The sequence below is a fragment of the Bizionia sp. M204 genome (genome assembly GCF_023205095.1).
Taxonomy (GTDB): Bacteria; Bacteroidota; Bacteroidia; order Flavobacteriales; family Flavobacteriaceae; genus Algorimicrobium; species Algorimicrobium hallyeonense.
Genome location: NZ_CP046242.1, coordinates 1,254,502 through 1,274,141, shown reverse-complemented (window position 1 = coordinate 1,274,141; position 19,640 = coordinate 1,254,502). Strand labels below are relative to the sequence as shown.

Annotated in this window: 18 protein-coding genes and 1 tRNA gene; 13 read left to right on the top strand and 6 right to left on the bottom strand. The window is 33.6% G+C overall.

The annotated features are described in order from the left end of the window. The first annotated feature begins 1 nt into the window (after nt 1). Nucleotides 2-214: a heavy-metal-associated domain-containing protein gene (locus GMA17_RS05760; RefSeq protein WP_066249889.1), complete on the top strand. Its 213-nt coding sequence runs from the start codon at nt 2-4 to the stop codon at nt 212-214. Nucleotides 215-229: 15 nt separating this feature from the next. After that, nucleotides 230-1,003, top strand: a complete 774-nt coding sequence (locus GMA17_RS05755; protein WP_066249891.1) for a zinc-dependent peptidase — start codon at nt 230-232, stop codon at nt 1,001-1,003. 22 nt (nt 1,004-1,025) lie between these two features. On the opposite strand, the gene GMA17_RS05750 is transcribed toward GMA17_RS05755, so the two are convergent. From GMA17_RS05750 to GMA17_RS05725, 6 genes are all read right to left on the bottom strand, one after another. Then, entirely contained in the window at nt 1,026-1,712 is a 687-nt protein-coding gene (locus GMA17_RS05750) for an ATPase (RefSeq protein WP_066249897.1), read from the bottom strand. A 12-nt stretch (nt 1,713-1,724) separates the two neighbouring features. Next, nucleotides 1,725-2,414: a hypothetical protein gene (locus tag GMA17_RS05745; protein WP_317041662.1), complete on the bottom strand. Its 690-nt coding sequence runs from the start codon at nt 2,412-2,414 to the stop codon at nt 1,725-1,727. A 106-nt stretch (nt 2,415-2,520) separates the two neighbouring features. Further along, nucleotides 2,521-2,790: a helix-turn-helix domain-containing protein gene (locus GMA17_RS05740; protein WP_066249902.1), complete on the bottom strand. Its 270-nt coding sequence runs from the start codon at nt 2,788-2,790 to the stop codon at nt 2,521-2,523. Between the two features lie 268 nt (nt 2,791-3,058). Beyond that, a complete protein-coding gene (locus GMA17_RS05735) occupies nt 3,059-3,901 on the bottom strand; it encodes an RteC domain-containing protein (protein WP_248400082.1) in 843 nt (280 codons plus the stop codon). Nucleotides 3,902-3,973: 72 nt separating this feature from the next. Continuing rightward, on the bottom strand, nt 3,974-5,218 hold the full coding sequence (locus tag GMA17_RS05730) for a site-specific integrase (protein ID WP_066249909.1): 1,245 nt from the start codon (nt 5,216-5,218) through the stop codon (nt 3,974-3,976). Nucleotides 5,219-5,457: 239 nt separating this feature from the next. After that, nucleotides 5,458-5,542: transfer RNA gene (locus GMA17_RS05725), tRNA-Ser, on the bottom strand. A 178-nt stretch (nt 5,543-5,720) separates the two neighbouring features. Between GMA17_RS05725 and GMA17_RS05720 the strand changes: the two genes are divergently transcribed. The 11 genes from GMA17_RS05720 to GMA17_RS05670 all read left to right on the top strand — a co-directional run bounded on the left by GMA17_RS05720 (nt 5,721) and on the right by GMA17_RS05670 (nt 19,639). Then, nucleotides 5,721-6,350 carry an NAD(P)H-dependent oxidoreductase gene (locus GMA17_RS05720; protein ID WP_248400080.1) on the top strand — a complete coding sequence of 210 codons (630 nt, stop codon included), beginning with the start codon at nt 5,721-5,723 and terminating at the stop codon, nt 6,348-6,350. Between the two features lie 28 nt (nt 6,351-6,378). After that, nucleotides 6,379-7,572 carry a DegT/DnrJ/EryC1/StrS aminotransferase family protein gene (locus GMA17_RS05715; protein ID WP_248400078.1) on the top strand — a complete coding sequence of 398 codons (1,194 nt, stop codon included), beginning with the start codon at nt 6,379-6,381 and terminating at the stop codon, nt 7,570-7,572. A 206-nt stretch (nt 7,573-7,778) separates the two neighbouring features. Further along, nucleotides 7,779-8,600 (top strand): hypothetical protein, encoded by an 822-nt coding sequence (locus tag GMA17_RS05710; RefSeq protein WP_248400076.1) that lies wholly within the window; start codon nt 7,779-7,781, stop codon nt 8,598-8,600. 257 nt (nt 8,601-8,857) lie between these two features. Continuing rightward, nucleotides 8,858-9,232, top strand: a complete 375-nt coding sequence (locus GMA17_RS05705) for a DUF4870 domain-containing protein (protein WP_248400075.1) — start codon at nt 8,858-8,860, stop codon at nt 9,230-9,232. Between the two features lie 278 nt (nt 9,233-9,510). Then, the gene (locus GMA17_RS05700; RefSeq protein WP_248400073.1) at nt 9,511-13,398 is read left to right on the top strand and encodes a hybrid sensor histidine kinase/response regulator transcription factor; all 3,888 of its coding nucleotides are present in this window, start codon (nt 9,511-9,513) and stop codon (nt 13,396-13,398) included. 362 nt (nt 13,399-13,760) lie between these two features. Further along, nucleotides 13,761-14,930 (top strand): hypothetical protein, encoded by a 1,170-nt coding sequence (locus tag GMA17_RS05695; protein WP_248400071.1) that lies wholly within the window; start codon nt 13,761-13,763, stop codon nt 14,928-14,930. A 307-nt stretch (nt 14,931-15,237) separates the two neighbouring features. Then, a complete protein-coding gene (locus GMA17_RS05690) occupies nt 15,238-16,095 on the top strand; it encodes a proprotein convertase P-domain-containing protein (RefSeq protein ID WP_248400069.1) in 858 nt (285 codons plus the stop codon). 99 nt (nt 16,096-16,194) lie between these two features. Then, nucleotides 16,195-16,788, top strand: coding sequence for a hypothetical protein (locus tag GMA17_RS05685; protein ID WP_248400067.1), 594 nt, complete (start codon nt 16,195-16,197; stop codon nt 16,786-16,788). Nucleotides 16,789-17,171: 383 nt separating this feature from the next. Then, a complete protein-coding gene (locus tag GMA17_RS05680) occupies nt 17,172-17,312 on the top strand; it encodes a hypothetical protein (protein WP_248400065.1) in 141 nt (46 codons plus the stop codon). Nucleotides 17,313-17,672: 360 nt separating this feature from the next. After that, nucleotides 17,673-18,647 (top strand): hypothetical protein, encoded by a 975-nt coding sequence (locus tag GMA17_RS05675; RefSeq protein WP_248400063.1) that lies wholly within the window; start codon nt 17,673-17,675, stop codon nt 18,645-18,647. A gap of 26 nt (nt 18,648-18,673) precedes the next feature. Continuing rightward, nucleotides 18,674-19,639: a hemagglutinin protein gene (locus GMA17_RS05670; RefSeq protein WP_248400061.1), complete on the top strand. Its 966-nt coding sequence runs from the start codon at nt 18,674-18,676 to the stop codon at nt 19,637-19,639. Nucleotide 19,640: the final 1 nt, after the last annotated feature.

Sequence of the window (19,640 nt, the reverse complement as noted above, 5' to 3'; positions counted from 1 at the left end):
GATGAAAACTTTAAAATTTAAAACAAATATCAATTGTGGTGGTTGTGTATCAAAAGTAACCCCTTTTTTAAACAAACAAGAAGGTATAGAAAGTTGGGAAGTGGATACCGCTAATCCTGATAAAATCCTAACCATTGAAAGTGATGGTGCAACCGAAGAAGATGTAAAGGCTACCTTGCAAAAAGTTGGCTTTAAAGCTGAATCTGTAGATTAATACTTTCCTTTTAATATGGCTTATATTTTAATTTCAGTTGTGGTTATTCTCTTTGCTGTTCATTTTTACAGAAAAACGAAACGCCATAGTGTAAAGTCATTTCCAGAGCATTGGCACAGATTATTAATGGATAATGTTCTGTTTTATAGAAATCTCTCTAAAAATAAGCAGCTTATTTTTCAACAAAAAATGATGCAATTTTTAAGTGAGGTTTATATAGATGGTGTGCAGTTTGAATTGGAAGAATTGGACAAGATTTTAATTGCGGCAAGCGCAGTAATCCCTGTTTTTGGTTTTAAAGAATGGCATTACACCAACTTAAGCGGTATCCTTTTATATCCAGATTATTTTAATGAGGATATGCAATTTAGTAGTAAGGATAACTCAAGAAATATTGGTGGAATAGTTGGGAATGGACGATTTGAGAAACAAATGATTTTATCTAAAAAAGCATTATATCACGGTTTTAAAAACACAACCGATAAAAGTAATACAGGCATACACGAATTTGTGCATCTTATTGATAAGCTCGATGATAGTACAGATGGAGTTCCAGAGCGATTATTAGAACATCAATATGCATTACCTTGGTTGAATTTAATTCATAAGGAAATGGAAGCCATAAATGACAATCATTCTGATATCCGGAAATATGGAGGTACAAACCAGGCTGAATTTTTTGCAGTAGCTTCAGAATATTTCTTTGAGCGTCCAGACTTGCTTAAAAAGAAACATCCAGAACTATATAAAATGTTGGTAACCTGTTTTAAACAGAATCCAATAATATAACTTAATTCAGCCATTTTATAAATTATACCCTTTTATCTCTGCTAATTTTATCAAAAGCCAATAGATTAAACATGGTTCGCATTCTTGAACGTACACGGTTGCCATAGCGTTCTTCTATTTCTATGGCGTTGAGGTTTGTGGTAGCGTGGGTTTTGAAATGGATTTTAGGATTATGAGCTTCTTGCTTTTTAAGTGATTGATCGTACCTGGATAAAAGAATTTCACCCATGACATTGCAGTCTTTGCCATAGTGTCTGCCGGTGGGTTCCACGCCAAGGTCGTCAAAACAGTAAAAGTCTTCATTGCCGTAATCTTCGATGGTTTTATAGCCTAAATGATTGAAGCTAAAAACGGCATTACGACAGGGTATTATTTTATATGCTCTGCGGTGTGGTGTGAGGTGCCGTAAGAGTTTCATTAAACTTGTTTTACCGCAACCGACGGGACCAGATAACAGAATCCCTTTTGTTGGGTTGATATCCAGTTTGGCGCAGTAGTCGAAATCTTGAATGGTGTAAATGCAAAGCTTGAAAATAATGGCGTGGTCTTCTTCATGAATTTTGAAGTTTTGGCTAAAAAGAAGCTTGCCTTTAGCTTCTAGATAGATTAAAATTTTTTGGAAATCGTAATGGATGCAATTTTTATCCATTTTGCCTAGATGGTAATCGATGCCGCCCTCGGTTATGATGTGTGGTTTAAACTGTTTCATATTGCGGGATTTTTAAAGTGGCTGATTGTAATTTTTATTTTTTGTGGTGTGGAGATTCCCGCCTTCGCGTGAATGTGGGTTGTCCTTGTTTTGGGACAGTTGCTTATTATTTTTAATTTCTTCGGCTTTTAACATCCAGTTATGAGCTGTAGCTTGCCAATTGACAATTTTGGTTTTACCGCCCACTTTCCATCCGATGCCCTGGTAATAATTAAAGAATTTTTGTGCTTCTATTGTTGGCCATTTTTGTGTTTTAAAAAAGTCGATTACAATTTTTTGATTTTTTGGCTGTGCTAGTTTATAAAGTTTTTTATTGTTTTCTATTTGTTTATTATGTTTATATAAAGGTACCAGTGCTTGTCCCTGATTTGGGACGGTTAAGTCCACTGCTTGTCCAGAGGTTGTACCAAATATGAGCATGTTAATTTTTGAACCTTTAAATGGGTTATGAGATGGGTGATAAATTAAATACTTATAGTGATTTAATTCCTTTACGCATCTGTGATAGGTGGATTTAGAGCCTATTTTGGATAGATTCATTACTTCTTCCCGATTGACATGGAACTGTTCTGGAAACCGGTTGTGATTCCATAGTTGGAAAAATGCCATATACAAACTGACATGGGTTGGATTTAACCTGTTGTCTTTAGAGAACTGTTGAAACACTGCGTTTAGATGTTTTATGTAGTTAATTGATGGCATGTTGATTTAATCTTAAATTTTATGCATTCCATAATGCGGCTTAAAGCCAGTTTAATGGTTGTTGGTATAAACTAAATAGATGTCGCGGCAATCACGGGATTTGTGATTAAACGTGATGCATGCGGTTATCTTCGAGAACCTTGTTAATGTCTTCTTGGTCATAATAAATAATACCTCCTAATTTTGTGTAAGGGATGGTACCATTGACACGGAGGTTTTGAAGCGTTCCTGGGCTTACTTGTAGAAGCTTCATGACTTCTGTTGACCTTAAGTACTTCTTTGAAGGTTGGGCATTGGAAAGAAGAGATTTCATCTCGTCGAATAATTCCATTTTAAATTGATAGAGATCGTCGGTGGTAAGGATTGTTGTTGGCATAATGATGTTATTTAATTAGTGCTTGTCTTTATGTTAACCAGGGTTCTTTAATAAAGCCATCATCATGAGCTTTCGCTTTAGATGATGGCTGCTATTAATCTGGCCATCGTAAAACAAATTTGGAGTAATTTGTTGATATTTCTTCGTTAGTACCGAACGTATACCGAAAGAATTTAACGTTTTATTAACATAGGTGAGAAGGAATCGGAGCGGGTATGTTAAACGCATAGTTATAACGTGAAAATGAAAGTTAATGAGGGGTTTGTGCTTAATTATTGTCTTCGTCCATTTTCTTTATTAGTGATAACCGCAAGGAATCTAAAAACTTTGTACGGGCTCCTTCACGTGCTTTAATCTCTCCGTAAGTTTTGTAGAAATTCCCTAGCTTAATGTTAAAAAGTGATTCACAGATTTCGGCTAGAACTTTTAAATCTATATTACCATTTTGAACGGCACCCGTGGCATTAATGGCATACATTAATTCTACTAAATCTGTTTTGGAAGCTGTCCACGAAAAGGTTTGAGTTAATAACGGAGGTGTATGTCTAGAAGATATTCTTTTTTGAGATTTTAATTTTATAAGTTCGTTTTTGTAATAAGTTACTAGTAAGTCGTAAGCCATAATTTTCGCCACTTTATCATCATGACTTGTTGAGAATTCAGGGTCGATAAAATGATTTATGTTATTTGTTATGTCAATACTATTTAAACCCCTAACAAAATATATATGATCGTACCTTGTAGATTTATGTCTGTAGTATTTTACGAATTCTAACTCACTTGATTTATGTGCTTCGAACTTATCTAAAATGAGATGAATGTATTTTCGCTGTCTGGAGGTACTTACCTTGGGGCGATTCATTAAATAGGTGTGAACATGAGAGAAGTACTTTAAATGGCCACTGACAATAGGTTTTAGGTTTTTAAAGAAGCTTATTTCATCTGATTCAGAAATGAACCCCCTTTGTCTAACGGATAATCTTAATAGCTGAAGATATTCGCTGCTTAAGTTAATGAGGAGCCTTAAATTAGCTATTTCATTTAGGTTGTCTTGATGGAAATTGATGATTTTTATTTGATATTCATCAACAAGGGTGTTAATCTTATCCATAAATGATGCGATTTGGGTTGGGAATATAAATATACCAAATTTAATGTAAATGGATAAAAGTGAGTGTTTTACCTAGTTTTTTGCTTCCTTAACCCTTGCTTCTTCTTTACTTAAAATTGATTTTAAGACGCTCATGTCGGCACTTACTTTTCTATCTAAAATTTTGGCGTAGTGTTGCGTTGTTTTGAGTGATTTATGCCCAAGCATTTTACTAACAGATTCAATAGGAACTCCATTTGTTAAGGTTACGGTTGTAGCAAAGGTGTGCCTGGCTAAATGGTAGGTTAGGTTTTTGTTGATTGCACAACTGTCTGCAATCGTTTTTAAATACGAGTTCATTTTTTGATTGCTTAATATAGGAAGTAACTTATGGGTGTTTATAACTTGTGGGTGTTCTTCATACTTTCTGACAATATCGGCCGGTATTGGTAATAAAGGAATATTACTTCGCGTATGCGTCTTTGCTCTTTTCGTTTTAATCCAATGCTCTCCATCAATACCTATTACTATATCATTTTTCGAGAGTTGTTTGACATCAATATAAGCAAGTCCTGTGAAGCAGCTAAAGATAAATATGTCTTTCACTAATTCCAATCTAGGGATTTCGAATTCTTTGTCTATAACGGTTTGAAGCTCTTCTTTCGACAGGAATTCACGATCGATGGTTTTTAATTTTGCTTTCCAATGTAGGAAAGGGTCTTTGGTTATCCAATCGTTAGCGTAGGCAATTCGGATAATTTTCTTGAAATTGGTGATGTATTTGATTGCTGTGTTATGACTGCATTTTCGTACGGTTTTTAAATAGTACTCTAAACCGGTAATGAACTTATGGTCTACATTTTTTATTGGAATATCATCAACCATGTATTCTTTTTGGATATACTCTTGTACATGTTTTTTGGTGGTGCGATAGCGTTCGGCAGTGCCAGGAGCAAAGTCTTTACCTATTAAGCTGTTTACTTCGTCATTATGGGCCTGGAATATTACTAAGAGCATTTTAGTAACCTGGTCCTTTCCAGTATAACGATTCTTAATAGCCATTGCTGTGAATGGTTTATTAATATCTAAAAGGCGTTCATGGATTTTGTTTAGTTTGTACCTAACGTCATCTATGTACTTATTGATTGCTTTGGATTCTGCAGAAGTACCTATAACTTTACCGTTGGAACTATCCCATTTTTCCAATAATACTTTACGTTGAATAGTGGTTTGAGCTCTTTTTCCATTTACTGTGATTCGACAGTATATAGGAGCTTTACCGTCAGGAGTAACTCTATTTTTTTGAAGAAAGAATAATATGGAAAAGGTATTGTACATCGGTTCACTCTATAAATGCCTTATAAAAATACAAAATTAATAACGTATTTCCTATTGTAAACCATTGTAATTAGGGGTGTTTGGTGAAATTCGGTTCACTGTTTAAGATTATTTGATAGTGAACCGAATGGTGCACCTATAGGATGTTATTAGATGGTCTATTTTGATATTTCGGGAAAAGTAAAAACCCTATAGACATAGTGTTTATAGGGTTTTGGTGGAATTTGTGCTATTCCTAGCGGAGAAAGAGGGATTCGAACCCCCGGAGGTGTGACCCTCAACAGTTTTCAAGACTGCCGCATTCGACCGCTCTGCCATTTCTCCTTGAGCGCCGTATCAGGTATATCCTGATTGCGGGTGCAAATATAGAACCCTTTTTTCATTCTTTCAAAGAAAAAAACTGAAAATTTTAAAACATTTTTAAAAATCTTGCTAATAAATTTATTTTCTGTTAGTTGTTGACACCCACTTACCTTATTTTTGCAAAAACAATGAAGTAATTATGAGCACTATTGAGCATTTACAATGGCGTTATGCCACAAAAGCGTTTGATATTAATAAAAAAGTAGCATCGGAAAAATTAGAGGTAATTAAACAAGCTTTTAATTTAACGGCTACTTCTTATGGGTTACAACCCATAAAATTAGTCATTGTTAGCAATAATCAGTTGCAGAAAGACTTGGTTTCAGTGGCAATGAACCAGAAAAACATAGAACAAGCATCACATGTTTTAATATTTTGTATTCAAACCGAAATTGATGAAGATTTTGTAACTGAATATTTTAATCGGGTTCATAACATTCGACAAACACCAAAAGCCATATTGCAACCGTTTCAAGATTTCCTAATTTCAGACTTTGAAAAGAAACCTCAAGAGCAAATAGAGGCATGGGCAACAAACCAATCGTATTTGGCTATGGGAAACCTTTTGACAGTCTGCGCTATGGAAGGTATTGACGCTTGTCCAATGGAAGGTTTTAATCCAAAAGCTTGTGATGATTTATTAGGTTTGAGTCAAAAAGGTTTGAAGTCGGTTTTATTATTACCAATAGGGTATCGTGCAGAAAATGATATGTTTGCTGATTTTAAAAAAGTCCGTAAACCCATTGCAGATAGTATTATAGAGTTGTAGTTTTAGAACATCAAAAAATATATGTATTATGCCAGGATTTGAATTATTTGGAAGTGCAGAACGCAAAGAAGTAAATGACGTTTTAGACAGTGGTGTTTTAATGCGTTACGGTTTTGACGGTATGCGAAATGGACATTGGAAAGCTAAAGAATTGGAGGCCGAACTTCAAGAAAAATTGCAAGTAAATCATGCCCAATTAGTATCAAGTGGTACAGCTGCTGTTTCCGTTGCTATGGCAATTACGGGTGTTGGAGCTGGAGATGAAGTTATTATGCCAACTTTTACATTCGTAGCAAGCTTTGAGGCCATTATAATGTTAGGGGCCATTCCAGTTTTAGTGGATATAGATGATACCTTAACGCTGGATCCCAAAGCAGTGGAAGCTGCTATAACACCGAAAACAAAAGCCATTATGCCTGTTCACATGTGTGGTAGTATGGCAGATTTGAATGCTTTACAAGCAATTTGTAAAAAACATAATTTATTATTGATAGAAGATGCTTGCCAAGCCATAGGTGGTTCGTACAAAGGAAAACCATTGGGTAGTATTGGAGATGTAGGGTGTTTTTCATTCGATTTTGTAAAAACAATAACTTGTGGTGAAGGTGGAGCCGTAATTACTAATAATGACACCTATTTTAAACATGCGGATCATTATACAGACCATGGTCACGATCATGAAGGTATGGATCGCGGTGCAGAAACGCATCCATTTTTAGGGTATAATTTTAGAATTTCAGAATTACAGGCTGCTGTAGGATTGGCTCAAGCAAGACGTCTATATGATTTTGTTACCATTCAAAAAAAATATTATACCATTTTACGTGAAGCACTATCGGTAATTCCAGAAATTACATTTAGAACCGTTCCTGAAGGTGGTGAAGAAAGTTATGGCTTTTTAAATTTCTTTTTACCAGACTTGGAGGCAGCAAGAAACGCTTCAAAAGCATTCAAAAAATCAGGAGTTGATGCGTGCTTTCACTACTTTGATAACAATTGGCATTACATCAGAAAATGGGATCATTTAAAAGATATAAAATCTTTATATCCTATTTCTCCTGAAGTTAAGGAAGGTTTGAAGTATCTTCAAACAAAAACTTTTGAGCAATCAGATCACTACATAGCAAGAAATATATCGTGTTTAATTAAGTTATCGTGGACAGAAGACCAAGTTCGAGAACGTGCTGAAAAAATGAAAAAAGCCATTTTGGAAGCCTTGTAAGCATTAGGCAAATAACATATTTAAAAGCAACCTTTAAAAAGTTCATAACCATGAATTAACTGTAAGGTTGCTTTTTGGTTTTTACGCTTTTGGATTAGGCTTAAGAAAATTACATCTAAATATAATTTTCATAAAGTTTGTTTACTTGTTAAAACAACTTACACAAAGAGGTAATTATAATCGAATAAATTTTTTAAACATTAATTATGAAAAAAACAACTACAAAAATTAAGCACGTATCAATGTTGCTATTTTTTATTTTTGCTACAGCATGTAGTTCAGATGATGATTCAGCCACTAGTACTCCAAATGTTAATGAGCCAATAGTTAATTACCCTAGTTCAACAATAAGTGCTACTTTTTTTGAAGCAGGAAATTCTGCAGCACCAAATATTACTTGGAATGGTGATGTAGGTACTTTTTCTTTGGTGACACCTTTAGATGGATTAAGCATAAATGCAAATACAGGCATTTTAAGTTGGACGAAATCTCTACCACAAGGTAATCACGCTATTCAAGTTATTATAGCAAATAGTACTGGGCAGAAAAGTGTAAATCTTATTTTACAAAATAAATTCCACGGTAATTTTACGCATAAATTTGAAGGAACCTGTTCCTATGAACTCCATTTTAGCCCAAACGGTTCTTTAGGCGTAAAATATATGAAAGGTGAGGATATACTTGCCAATGGATCTTGGGAAATAAATAACAATGAACTTACAGCAAGTTATACTTTTATAAATGACAATGAGGAGAATTCCATAAGAGCGCTATTAGTGCACACATCAACAGAGGTAAAACTTGAAGGAAATTGGTATAATGGATTAGGCGCTATTTCAGGTCAAGAAGGAGGGAGCATTAATTTAAAATTAGGGGAATTACCACCAGGCGATGGTATTATAACTATTAGGGATAGTGGCGACTATTTTATTCGCTTTTATGACTCCTGTGGTGCTGCTTGTTGTTTTAGCACTATTCAAAGCGCTATGGATGCATATCCAAACAAGATCTTAACATATCTACCATAACATAAGGATATATTGAAGATACTTTGGAAGCTTATTTAATTCTACTTTTTAACAACTTTAAAGAACTTATAAATTCTTTAAAGTTGTTTTTTTATAATGCATACTTGGTGGTTAATCATTCATTAATAGTGTAATTACTTATTAAGACTCTTTGACTAATAATTTTTGGAATTCTTTTAAACTTTTCACCTCATTCTGTTAACCTTTTATAAATGTTTACATAAATACGTAGTTATCAATTATAAAATTTATATCCCATGAAAACATCAGAACCAACAGCAGAAGCAACAGTAGCAACAACAAGTACAAAATCTGAAATAACCGAAGGTAAATCCATGGCTATTATTGCCTATTTAACGGTTATAGGATTAGTAATTGCTTTTGTAATGAATAATGACAAGAAGAACAAATTTGCCAAGTACCATATTACACAATCATTAGGGTTAGCCCTAACAGGTTTAGCAATAGGTGTTATTGGTATGATACCTATTTTAGGTTGGTTAATTAGTGTAATTGGCTTTTTTGTAATTATTTTTATGTGGATTTCGGGTTTGATGAATGCCATTAACGAGAAACAAAAACCGCTTCCTATTTTAGGAAATAAATACGAAGAATGGTTTAAAAACTTATAAGTCGACTTTTATTTTGAACTAGAATTTCAAAAAATTCATTTAAAACGACACTCAAAACAAAATTATTAAAATAGTTTTAATTGGTTTTAAAAAGGAGAAGATGCTTACATTAAACGAAGCGTTGCTCTCCTTTTTTGCTTTTAATGGTGTCGTGGATTATGTTAAAAGCGTAACAGCCAATTTATAAATTCACATAAATAAATCAATTTAAAATAAATATATCAGGTTTCAATAAGCAATCAAAAACATTTAGTACTTTAATAGTTAATTTAATCAAAATGAGTTGTTTAAAATGGCTTCTGTTTTTTATCGGAACTTGTGCTGTTTATTCTCAAACAAACAAGCAAGTGGCATTTCGGGAATTGACTGTAGAGCAAGGTTTATCTCAAAATAGTGTTGTTAGCATTGCGCAAGATAGCATTGGCTTTATGTGGTTCGCTACGCAAGATGGGCTAAATAAATATAATGGTCGCGAATTTTCCTATTACAAAATTCAGTTTGAAGACGTTACGAGATCCACCTTTAGTAAACTAGGAAAATTATATGTGGATAAATCAGGTAAATTATGGGCTATTGCTAATTCGGGAAAATTACAGTTTTTTAATAAGGATCTAGACAGTTTTCAATCCGTGATAACGAATTATGCGGTTAGTACCGTTTTTCAAGATGACCAGCAAAACTTCTATATGGGAACGTTTGATAACGGACTATATAAGGTCAATTCTCAATCTGCAGATACCATCCAGTTTTTAAAACCAGAACACGCCTATCATACTATTTACGATTTTATAAAAGGCGATAAGGAGAGCCTATTGGCGGCTACAAAAGGAGGTGTTTTTAAAATTAAGAATACGGGGTATGAATATATAGAAATTGAGTCGTTAGCCAATTTTAGTGCTTTAGCAAAATCGGATAATAACACCATGTATTTAGGTAGTTTTGGCAAAGGGTTATTTGTAAAATCGGAAAACGAAAATCAGTTTGCGCCTTTTAAAAATAAGCCATCTTTTTCGCTTCCAAATAATTTAATAATACAAGATTTACTAGTTGATAAACGCAATAGATTATGGATAGCCACCTATGGACAAGGTGCATTTCTAGTAGATTTTAAAAATCAATATATTCAAAATTTCAAAGAAAATAAGAATGATCCATATGCACTTCATTATAATGATGTTATATCCTTATATGAAGATAATACAGGAACCATCTGGCTTGGAACCGATGGTGCAGGCTTAAGTTATTATGATGAGTTTTTAATAAAGTTTAATGTGTTAACAAACGATCAAGTTCCACAAAATGTCCATGTAGATGTTATTCGTGCCATAACTGTGGATGATAAAAATAATATGTGGTTGGGTACATCAGGAAAAGGTTTAACGGTTGTAAATACAAAAAATCAAACTTTTTATACCTATACAGCTGCCAACTCTAACCTTTTAGGCGATAGGATAATGAGTCTATATTATGATAAAGGAAACCTTTGGATTGGTCATCAAACGTATGGATTACAAAAAATGGATGCTAGTGGGAAAATCACATCCTTTCAAGAAACGGAACAATTTACTATTTGGAAAATCCTTAAAGATAGATCTAACAATTTGTGGTTGGCTACACGAGATCATGGATTCGTTCAATTTAATGAGAAACACGGCATAACAAAACAGATTAATGCAGAAAACACCATTTTGGAAACTAATAATATTCGAACCATGGTATTGGGTGAACCAGGTATTTTTTGGATTGGAACGGAAACGGATGGGCTTTATAAGTTTTATAAAAACACAGATAGTTTAGTGAAAGTTGATAAAATAAGCGATAAAATAAAATCTTTATTCTATCACGATTCTATTCTCTGGGTTGGAACCAATGGTAATGGTTTAAAATCGTTCAACACAAAACGAAACACATTTAATACATATTCCACAAACAATGGCTTATTAAACGATGTTATTTATGGAATTCTGCCTGGAAATAATGATTTCCTTTGGTTGAGTTCCAATAAAGGCATTACTAAATTAAAAATGGAAGGTGGTGAGATTTCAGAGATAGAAAACTATGATAATTATGATGGTCTTCAAGCTTATGAATTTAATACAGGTGCTTCCTACAAACATTCCAATGGTATATTATATTTTGGTGGTTTAGAAGGTTTAAATTGGTTTAATCCCAATCAGCTTGAATTGAATCCTATAAAGCCAAAAACAATTATTACAAATTTAGAAGTTTTCAACAAACCTGTTGCTTTAATTGATAATCAGGAATTTAAACATGACAAAAACACCTTGACGTTTACATTTTCCGCATTACATTATTCCCAGCCTGAACGAAATCAATACAAATACCAATTAATTAATAATGATGCCAATTGGATAAATTCTGGAAACAGTAATGTGGCGCATTACACCAACCTACCACCAAACGTATATCAATTTCAAGTTATTTCTAGTAATTATGATGGCGTTTGGAATACCACACCCGCAACATATATATTCACCATTTTAGATCCTTGGTACGCTACAAATTTGGCAAAAACCATGTATGTATTTTTAATAATAATCTTGTTGTATATTTTATACTTGTATTTAAAATGGCGTTGGAATGTAAAAAATCAATTGCGTTTAGAGCAAGTTGAAACCATTCGTTTAAAAAAATTAGATGAATTTAAAACCAAGCTTTATACTAATATATCTCACGAATTTAGAACACCATTAACCTTAATTTCTGGCCCCATAGATAATCAATTAGCCAAACCAGAACTGTCCAAAACTGATAAGAAAGAACTGACCTTGGTTAAGCAAAACGCCACCCGGTTGCTTAATTTGGTAAACCAGATGTTGGATCTTTCTATGATAGATTCTGGGCAAATTAAATTGAAGGTATCACAAGGAAATTTAACCATTTTATTAAAACAGATTGTAAGCGCATTTCAATATAAAGCCAAACATAAAAATATCAATATTGAATATAAAATTCTTGATTTAAAAGACGTTTGGTTTGATACTGATATAATTGAAAAAGTAACGTCTAACTTACTTTCCAATGCTATAAAATATGCACCAAAGCACAGTGATATTATTTTTCAAGCTAGCAATCAAGAAGGTGTTTTGGTATTGTCCATTATAAATACCAGTAATCATGTTGGAAAAGAAGATTTAAACAAACTATTCCAACGTTTTTATCAAAATAATGAATTATCGGATGGTGTTGGTGTTGGCTTGGCTTTGGTTCGAGATTTGGTCACGCTATCTAAGGGCAGTATTATAGCCAACAATTTGGAATCGGACCGCATTCAATTTACCGTTTCCCTACCTTTAAATAAAGATGCGTTTACGAAAGATGAAAGGCAAGTTAGCCATGAACCAGAAAATTTCAATTCAGATTTAAACGCATCTATTGCTGAATTTAAAACCGATAAACCATCCTTGCTCATTGTGGAAGACGAACTAGACATTCGCTCATTTATCGTTTCTGTGTTTGCAAATAACTATCAAATTATAGAAGCCTCCAATGGTAAGATAGGTATAGAAAAAGCTCGAAAACACCTTCCAGATTTAATTATTAGTGATATTATGATGCCTGAACAGGACGGAATAACGTTGTGCCATGATATTAAAACAAATGCGCTTACAAGTCATATTCCTGTAATTCTACTTACGGCCAAAGTTGGAGATGCTAATGAAATTGAAGGTATAAAAACAGGAGCAGATGCCTATGTTACAAAACCATTTAGTAGCGAAAAATTAAAAATCCGAGTAGAAAAACTGATAGAAAGCCGCTTTAAACTTCAAAAACACTTCAGTAATACCTTAACAATAAATCCGGAATTAGCAATTACTTCCACCGAAACGGAATTTTTAAAAAGGCTTCAAACCACATTAGACCAACATATAACAAACCCCGATTTTAATAGCGAAGGGTTGAGCAAACAGATACAAATAAGTCGCACCCAACTTCACCGAAAACTGAAAGCCATAACAGGAATGACCACTAGTGAGTTTTTACGATCTCAACGCTTAAAACTATCATTAGAGCTGTTAAAAACTTCCGATGCTACCATGGCGGAAATTGCCTATCAAGTTGGATTTAATTCCCCTTCCTATTTCACCAAATGCTTTAAAGACGTTTATGGTTGTACACCAAACGAGTACCTTTTAAACATCTAGAAAAACGCATTAAATAGCCATTTGGCACATATTTTATATCCTTTGAAACATATCTGATATTCAAAGGCAAAACTTCCATATACTTTTATCACATATTTAAAAAGTGAATAAATGAAAAGCTATGCCAATAGCCCTAAAAAGAGTGAGAAGATTTATTTAAGTATCGATCATTTAAAAGATGGGCACTATGAGCTTGAAATATTATTGAAGAATAAAGTGGTAATGTCTATTGTAATAATAAAATAGCCTCTACACTCAATAAAGGATGTTAACCTTTTAAAGCGAATAACATTAAGCATAAAGTCTGAATAAGCCGAAAAAGGACTTAAAACCGAAGTAGGTAACTATTAAAAACAAAAATTATGAAAACCAAATTATTATTATTAAGCGCGATTAGCGCACTTATGTTTGTTTCTTCTTGTAGCAGTGATGATGATACTATAACACCATCAATACCTGAACTAGAAGCTTTAGAGCTTAGTAACTGCTCCTCTGGTATAGCTGAGGGCGAAACACGTATCCTAGAAAACAGAAATAATGGAGTAGATTATATTATTAATTGCACCTATCCTGTAAATGGTGATTTGATTATAGACCCAGGCGTTACAATTCAATTTGGTACTGATGCTACAATTAGAGTTTATAATTCAGGATCTATACAAGCATTGGGAACAGCTCAAAACAAAGTTGTATTTACTGGTGAAGATAAAGTACCTGGTTCATGGAAAGGTCTTTATATAATTAGTAGTGACGTTAAAAATAAAATTGAATATGCAACAATTGAATATGCAGGAGCCGTTGGCGATGATGGTGCTATATTATTATGGTCTGACACGCATTTAAAAATGAACAACACAAACATAACCAATAGCCAAACTTATGGACTTCATGCAAACACTAACAATAACGAATTAATATTAGAAAATAATACAATTACGGCTTGTAAGGCACCAATGTATTTAGATGCTAGTTATGTTTCAGCCATTTCTAACGGAAGCTATACTGGCAATAATACAGATGCTATAATTGTAGATAGAGGTTTTATAGACGAAGATCATACTTGGACTAAATTGAATGTACCATATCATTTTCCAAATGGAGTGGATGTAATTGCTGGAGGAAATTTGACCGTAATGCCAGGGGTTATCATGAAATTTGGTCAAGACTCAAGACTGTTTATAAACGAAGGCGCTAGTGGACCTAAACCTAGTATCATAGCTGTTGGTACAGCTGCAGAACCTATTGTGTTTACATCCATAGATAATGTTATGAGTGCATGGAGAGGTATTTATTTTGACTCACCTAATGCATTAAACGAAATTGGTTTTGCTACTATAGAAAATGCAAGTAATCCTGATCAAGAGGGAGCAATTGAAACATGGTACGGTACTGTTTTAAATGTACACGATGTATCTTTTAAGAATATTCAAAATTGTGCTATACATCAATATAAATTCCCAGCTGATCCTGATACATTAACAAGTTCTAATTTAACATACATAAACGTAGCTCATACATTTTGTCAAAACTAATCAGCCAATTTATTTTTATTAGTCTTTCTTTTTTCATTAACCCTCAAAATGAGGGTTAATGAAAAAATATTTTTGATCAGAATGTCATTACGAACATGCATTTAGAAAAGCGATGGAACTTTATTGAAGAAAACCGTAAAACGATTAAAATAGTCCAGGTGATTCGCTTACCAAACAATTAAATCAAACATATATTCGATTAAATCTTAAATATTGAAAAAGACTATATCTAAATATTAGGAGTTAGAAGTATAATCGGAATATATCAAAACAAAAAACAAAAATTTAACCATTAAACCATAACAACATGAAACGTATTAAAAATTTAACTACCCTAATATTTGGTCTCTTCATTCTGTCAACCTCTTGTAGTAAAAGTGATGACGATTCACCACAATTTACCCCAGAAGCCAACCGAATTGAAATACTTTCAGGAGCTAATCAAACGGGTATAATAGAAACTGAACTAGCAAGTCCAATTGTCGTGTTAATTAAAGATCAAAACGGTAATTCATTTGCTGGAGCAACTGTTAATTTTTCGGCAACCCAAGGAACTATTTCAACAGTAAGCGCTACCAGTGACGGAAATGGTTTGGCATCAACAAACTGGACTCTTGGAGCCATGAGTGGAGCGCATGACTTAACCGCAACCGCTTTTAAAGGAGACGGTGTAACGCCTTTAAATGGTTCGCCTTTAGTTATTACTGCCATGGCTACAGAAATTCCTTGTCAACCATTAATAAATCCTACAGTACTTCCAGTTGGGCCAGATGCTGCAGCCATAACCACATCTGTAATTAATGTTGCAGAGTCTTTTACTGTAACTGATATAAATGTAACATTAAACATTAATCATACTTGGGTAGATGATTTAGACATATTTCTAATAGCTCCAGATGGCACAACTATGGTTGAATTAACAACTGACAATGGCGGAAGTGGTGACAATTTCGTAAATACTGTTTTTGATGATGATGCTACACTTTTAATTGTGAATACAACATTTGCCAATGCGCCTTTTACAAATGTGTATCAACCAGAAGGTAGTCTTGCAGATTTTAATGGTTTACAGTCCAATGGAAACTGGACTTTAAGTATTACGGATGATGCCGGTGGAGATGGAGGTGAACTTATCAATTGGTCTCTAGAGATTTGTGGTAACTAAAAGGAACATTTTTTTCAACAAACTAGAAACTCGAAAAATTGCGAATTTGCAACATCCAAAAAAATCGTTTCCAAATTAATTATTTCTAATTATAAAATTATGAAAACACTACAAATTACAGTAAAGCTCTTCGCATTATTATTAGTTGTAATGGCAACGTCATGCTCCAGCGATGACAGTCCATTACATGCCAATCCCGATCCAATAGGAGATTCTCATTTTTATGAACTCACTTTTTCTGGTGGACCTGTAGATGGCGATACTTTTTCTGGGACTATTGCAAATGGGAGCGATTCCAGTGGAGCTGTAGCCGTAAGAACGATATCCACAAATAATGGTGGTACTGAAGAAGATACCATGGTTTTAACATTGTTAGATGAAATCCATACCCCTAATATTTCTTTGGGCATGGTATTGACTATGAATAATAACCAAGGTATGGATTTTGGACCAAGCGTTACCGAAACCAGTTCCGGCATGTCAATTACTTATAACAATTATGTTATGAATACCATTTCAGGATCTTCAACGATTACTAATTATGGGCAAAGTAATGTATACTCGGGTGTTGCATATGCACATTTTACAATAACCTTTAGCGCGGAAATGGAAGTTGGATATGTTAATCAAACAGAAACATTTACAACGCAAGTAACTGGAGAAATTCATGTTAAACGGTTCCCGATTCCTTAATGTTTTTTTTGAAATTACTATAATTGTAATAACTCTACAACGCCTCGAATAGAAGTTTTTGAGGCGTTACGTTATTATAAGACTAATCATAATTGTCTTTCCATTGTTTTTCTTATCGAATAATTTTATAAGCCGGGACATTTAGAATAGAAAAAAGATCAATATATTTTTCAGTTAATTACAAACCTATATTTAACAATTACTACTTATTCCTTCTGTGAATTCATTAGCGCATGATGATTGTATACATTAAGATTACGAGGTATGGCCTAGAACATAACACTTTAACAACATTTGGCACATATTTTATATCCTTTAAAACATATCGGTAATCAAAGCAGATTTTCTATATCTAAATTTGAATCCCTTTAATGGAATACCTTATGAAACTAATCTCAAATTCCATAAAAAAAGAAAGTGATGATAAGATTTATATATCCATAGATCACCTTAAAAAAGACGTTTACCAATTACAAATTATACTAAATAATAACGCAGTAAAACCTATAGAGATAGAAAAGTAGTTTGCTGTAAATAACCTCCCAGAAACTTTATTTATAAAAACAATGACCAAAACAAAAAAAGGACATGACTATGATACTACTATATATCAGTTCCGCTATTATATTATTAATTCTAATCAATTTATTGCTGCTCATGTTTAGCTGTAATACCTATCAGGAAGATGATAAACATAATTAGACATGAAGAATAATGTTTTCAGTGTTTGTTATAAGGATGGAACATATTTTATAGACTTTGAAACAATAGTAATATACAAAAACCGGTATCCGTTTTACTTTTGAAAGAAATAATGAGAAATAATTAATAATCAGAATGTTAACCTCTCATAATTTATGCCATTAATGAATAAACACAATCTTATGAAAACAAAATTATCATTATTAGTAATCATGTTTACGACCATCATGACCTTTGCACAAAATGGTATCAATTATAAAGCTGTTATAAAAGACAACCTTGGTAATATAGTAGCTAACGATTTGATAGCTATTCAATTCACGATTATAGACGGCGCAACTACTGTGTATCAAGAAACCCAAACACCAACTACAGATGACAATGGAATTATTATCGTAAACATTGGTGAAGGTACTCCTACTTCTACGGCATTTTCAACAGTTGATTGGAGTAGTAGTAATCACTTCTTAAATGTACAATTAAATACGGGAGGTGGTCTTGTAGATATGGGTACGACAGCTTTTAAACCAGTGCCTTACGCATTAATGGCAAAAGATGTAGAAAATACAATCTGGGATAAAAATAATACCCGAATTTCTTACAGTGCAGGTAATGTTGGTATTGGCTTAAGTAATCCGTCAAATCCTTTATCTGTGGTTCAAGCAACGGGGACGGCTAACACCGTGCGTATTGAAAGTTTAGATCATCCTACGGGTAAAGATCTTTTGGAACTTATTGTCCCGTCTGGGTCTCCATCTAATTCCCAATTTATTGAAATGCAAAATGGCTTTGACATTGTTGCAGCAATTAATAGTGATGGCTCAGCACAATTTAAATCGGTTCAGTTTGAAGATAATACGGTACAGACCACTGCTGCTGTTGGTCCTCTTGCCTATGGTTTTGTGCAATCTAGCGGAAATGTAAGTTCTGGTTCAGGGAATTTTAGTGCTACTTGGAATACCGTAGATAATAGATATGAAATTACTATTACAGGAGAGAATTATTTCTGGACACTTTTTACTACAAATGTTACTAGTAGTTCAAGCACTGTTTACCGTGAACGTGTAAGTAGCGCTAGTGGCAAATTACTAATTTACCTTTATAATTCAGCAGGCGCATTAATCCAAGGTAATTTTCAGTTTATCACTTATAAATAAAAATGTTTACAAATACATATAAAATTATGAAAACAAAAATCACATTACTGTTAAGTCTAATTTTGGCTTTTATATGTCAAGGACAAACTATTGAGAAATTTAGTATCGATAGTGGAGGCGCAAATGCTACCGCTGGAGGAATAGAAATTCTCTATACCATTGGCGAAGTAAATGTACAAGAATTAAGTGCCGGAAATATTCAGGTTTCTGAAGGTTTTATTAATGGCACTATGAAAATAAAAATGGACCCAAAGCTTTTCTTGCAAGGACCACTATTAAATCCAGTTTCAGCTGGGTTAATGAATGATAATTTAAGACAAAATGCCATAATTCCAACAACCAGTCCGTATGCAGATTTAGCAACATGTAATGCATCGGTATTCTCTGTTACTGGAGCAAATGCTATTGTAGATTGGGTTTGGGTGGAACTCCGCGCGGCTAATGATAATACCAAGCGTATTACTGGAAAATCAGCCCTATTACAACGTGACGGTGATGTAGTTGGATTAGACGGTGTAACAAGTCTCATTATGAATGCTGCACCTTCTAATTATTATGTGGTGGTTAATCACAGAAATCATTTAGGTGCTATGAGCGCTGGAACCATTGGACTTAATGCAAATACAGCAAGCATCGTAGATTTCACTAATAGTGGATTTGCCACTTATGGAACCATGGCGCAAGCTATTTTAACTTCTGGCAATACGGCACTTTGGGCTGGTGATGTGAATGGAAATAATCAAGTGCGTTATTTAGGGCCAAGTAACGACTCGGCTACCTTAAAAACTATTGTGCTCAATGTGCCTGGTAATGCTTCTGGAAGTAATTATTTTCCATATGCAACTTACAATTTAGGCGATATTAACTTAAACGGTGTCGTCCGATATTTAGGGCCAGGTAATGATAAAGGTATTTTGAAAAATATCATACTAAATCATCCTGCTAATCCTTCGTCCAATTATTTTCCTATTTCACAACAAATACCAAATTAAA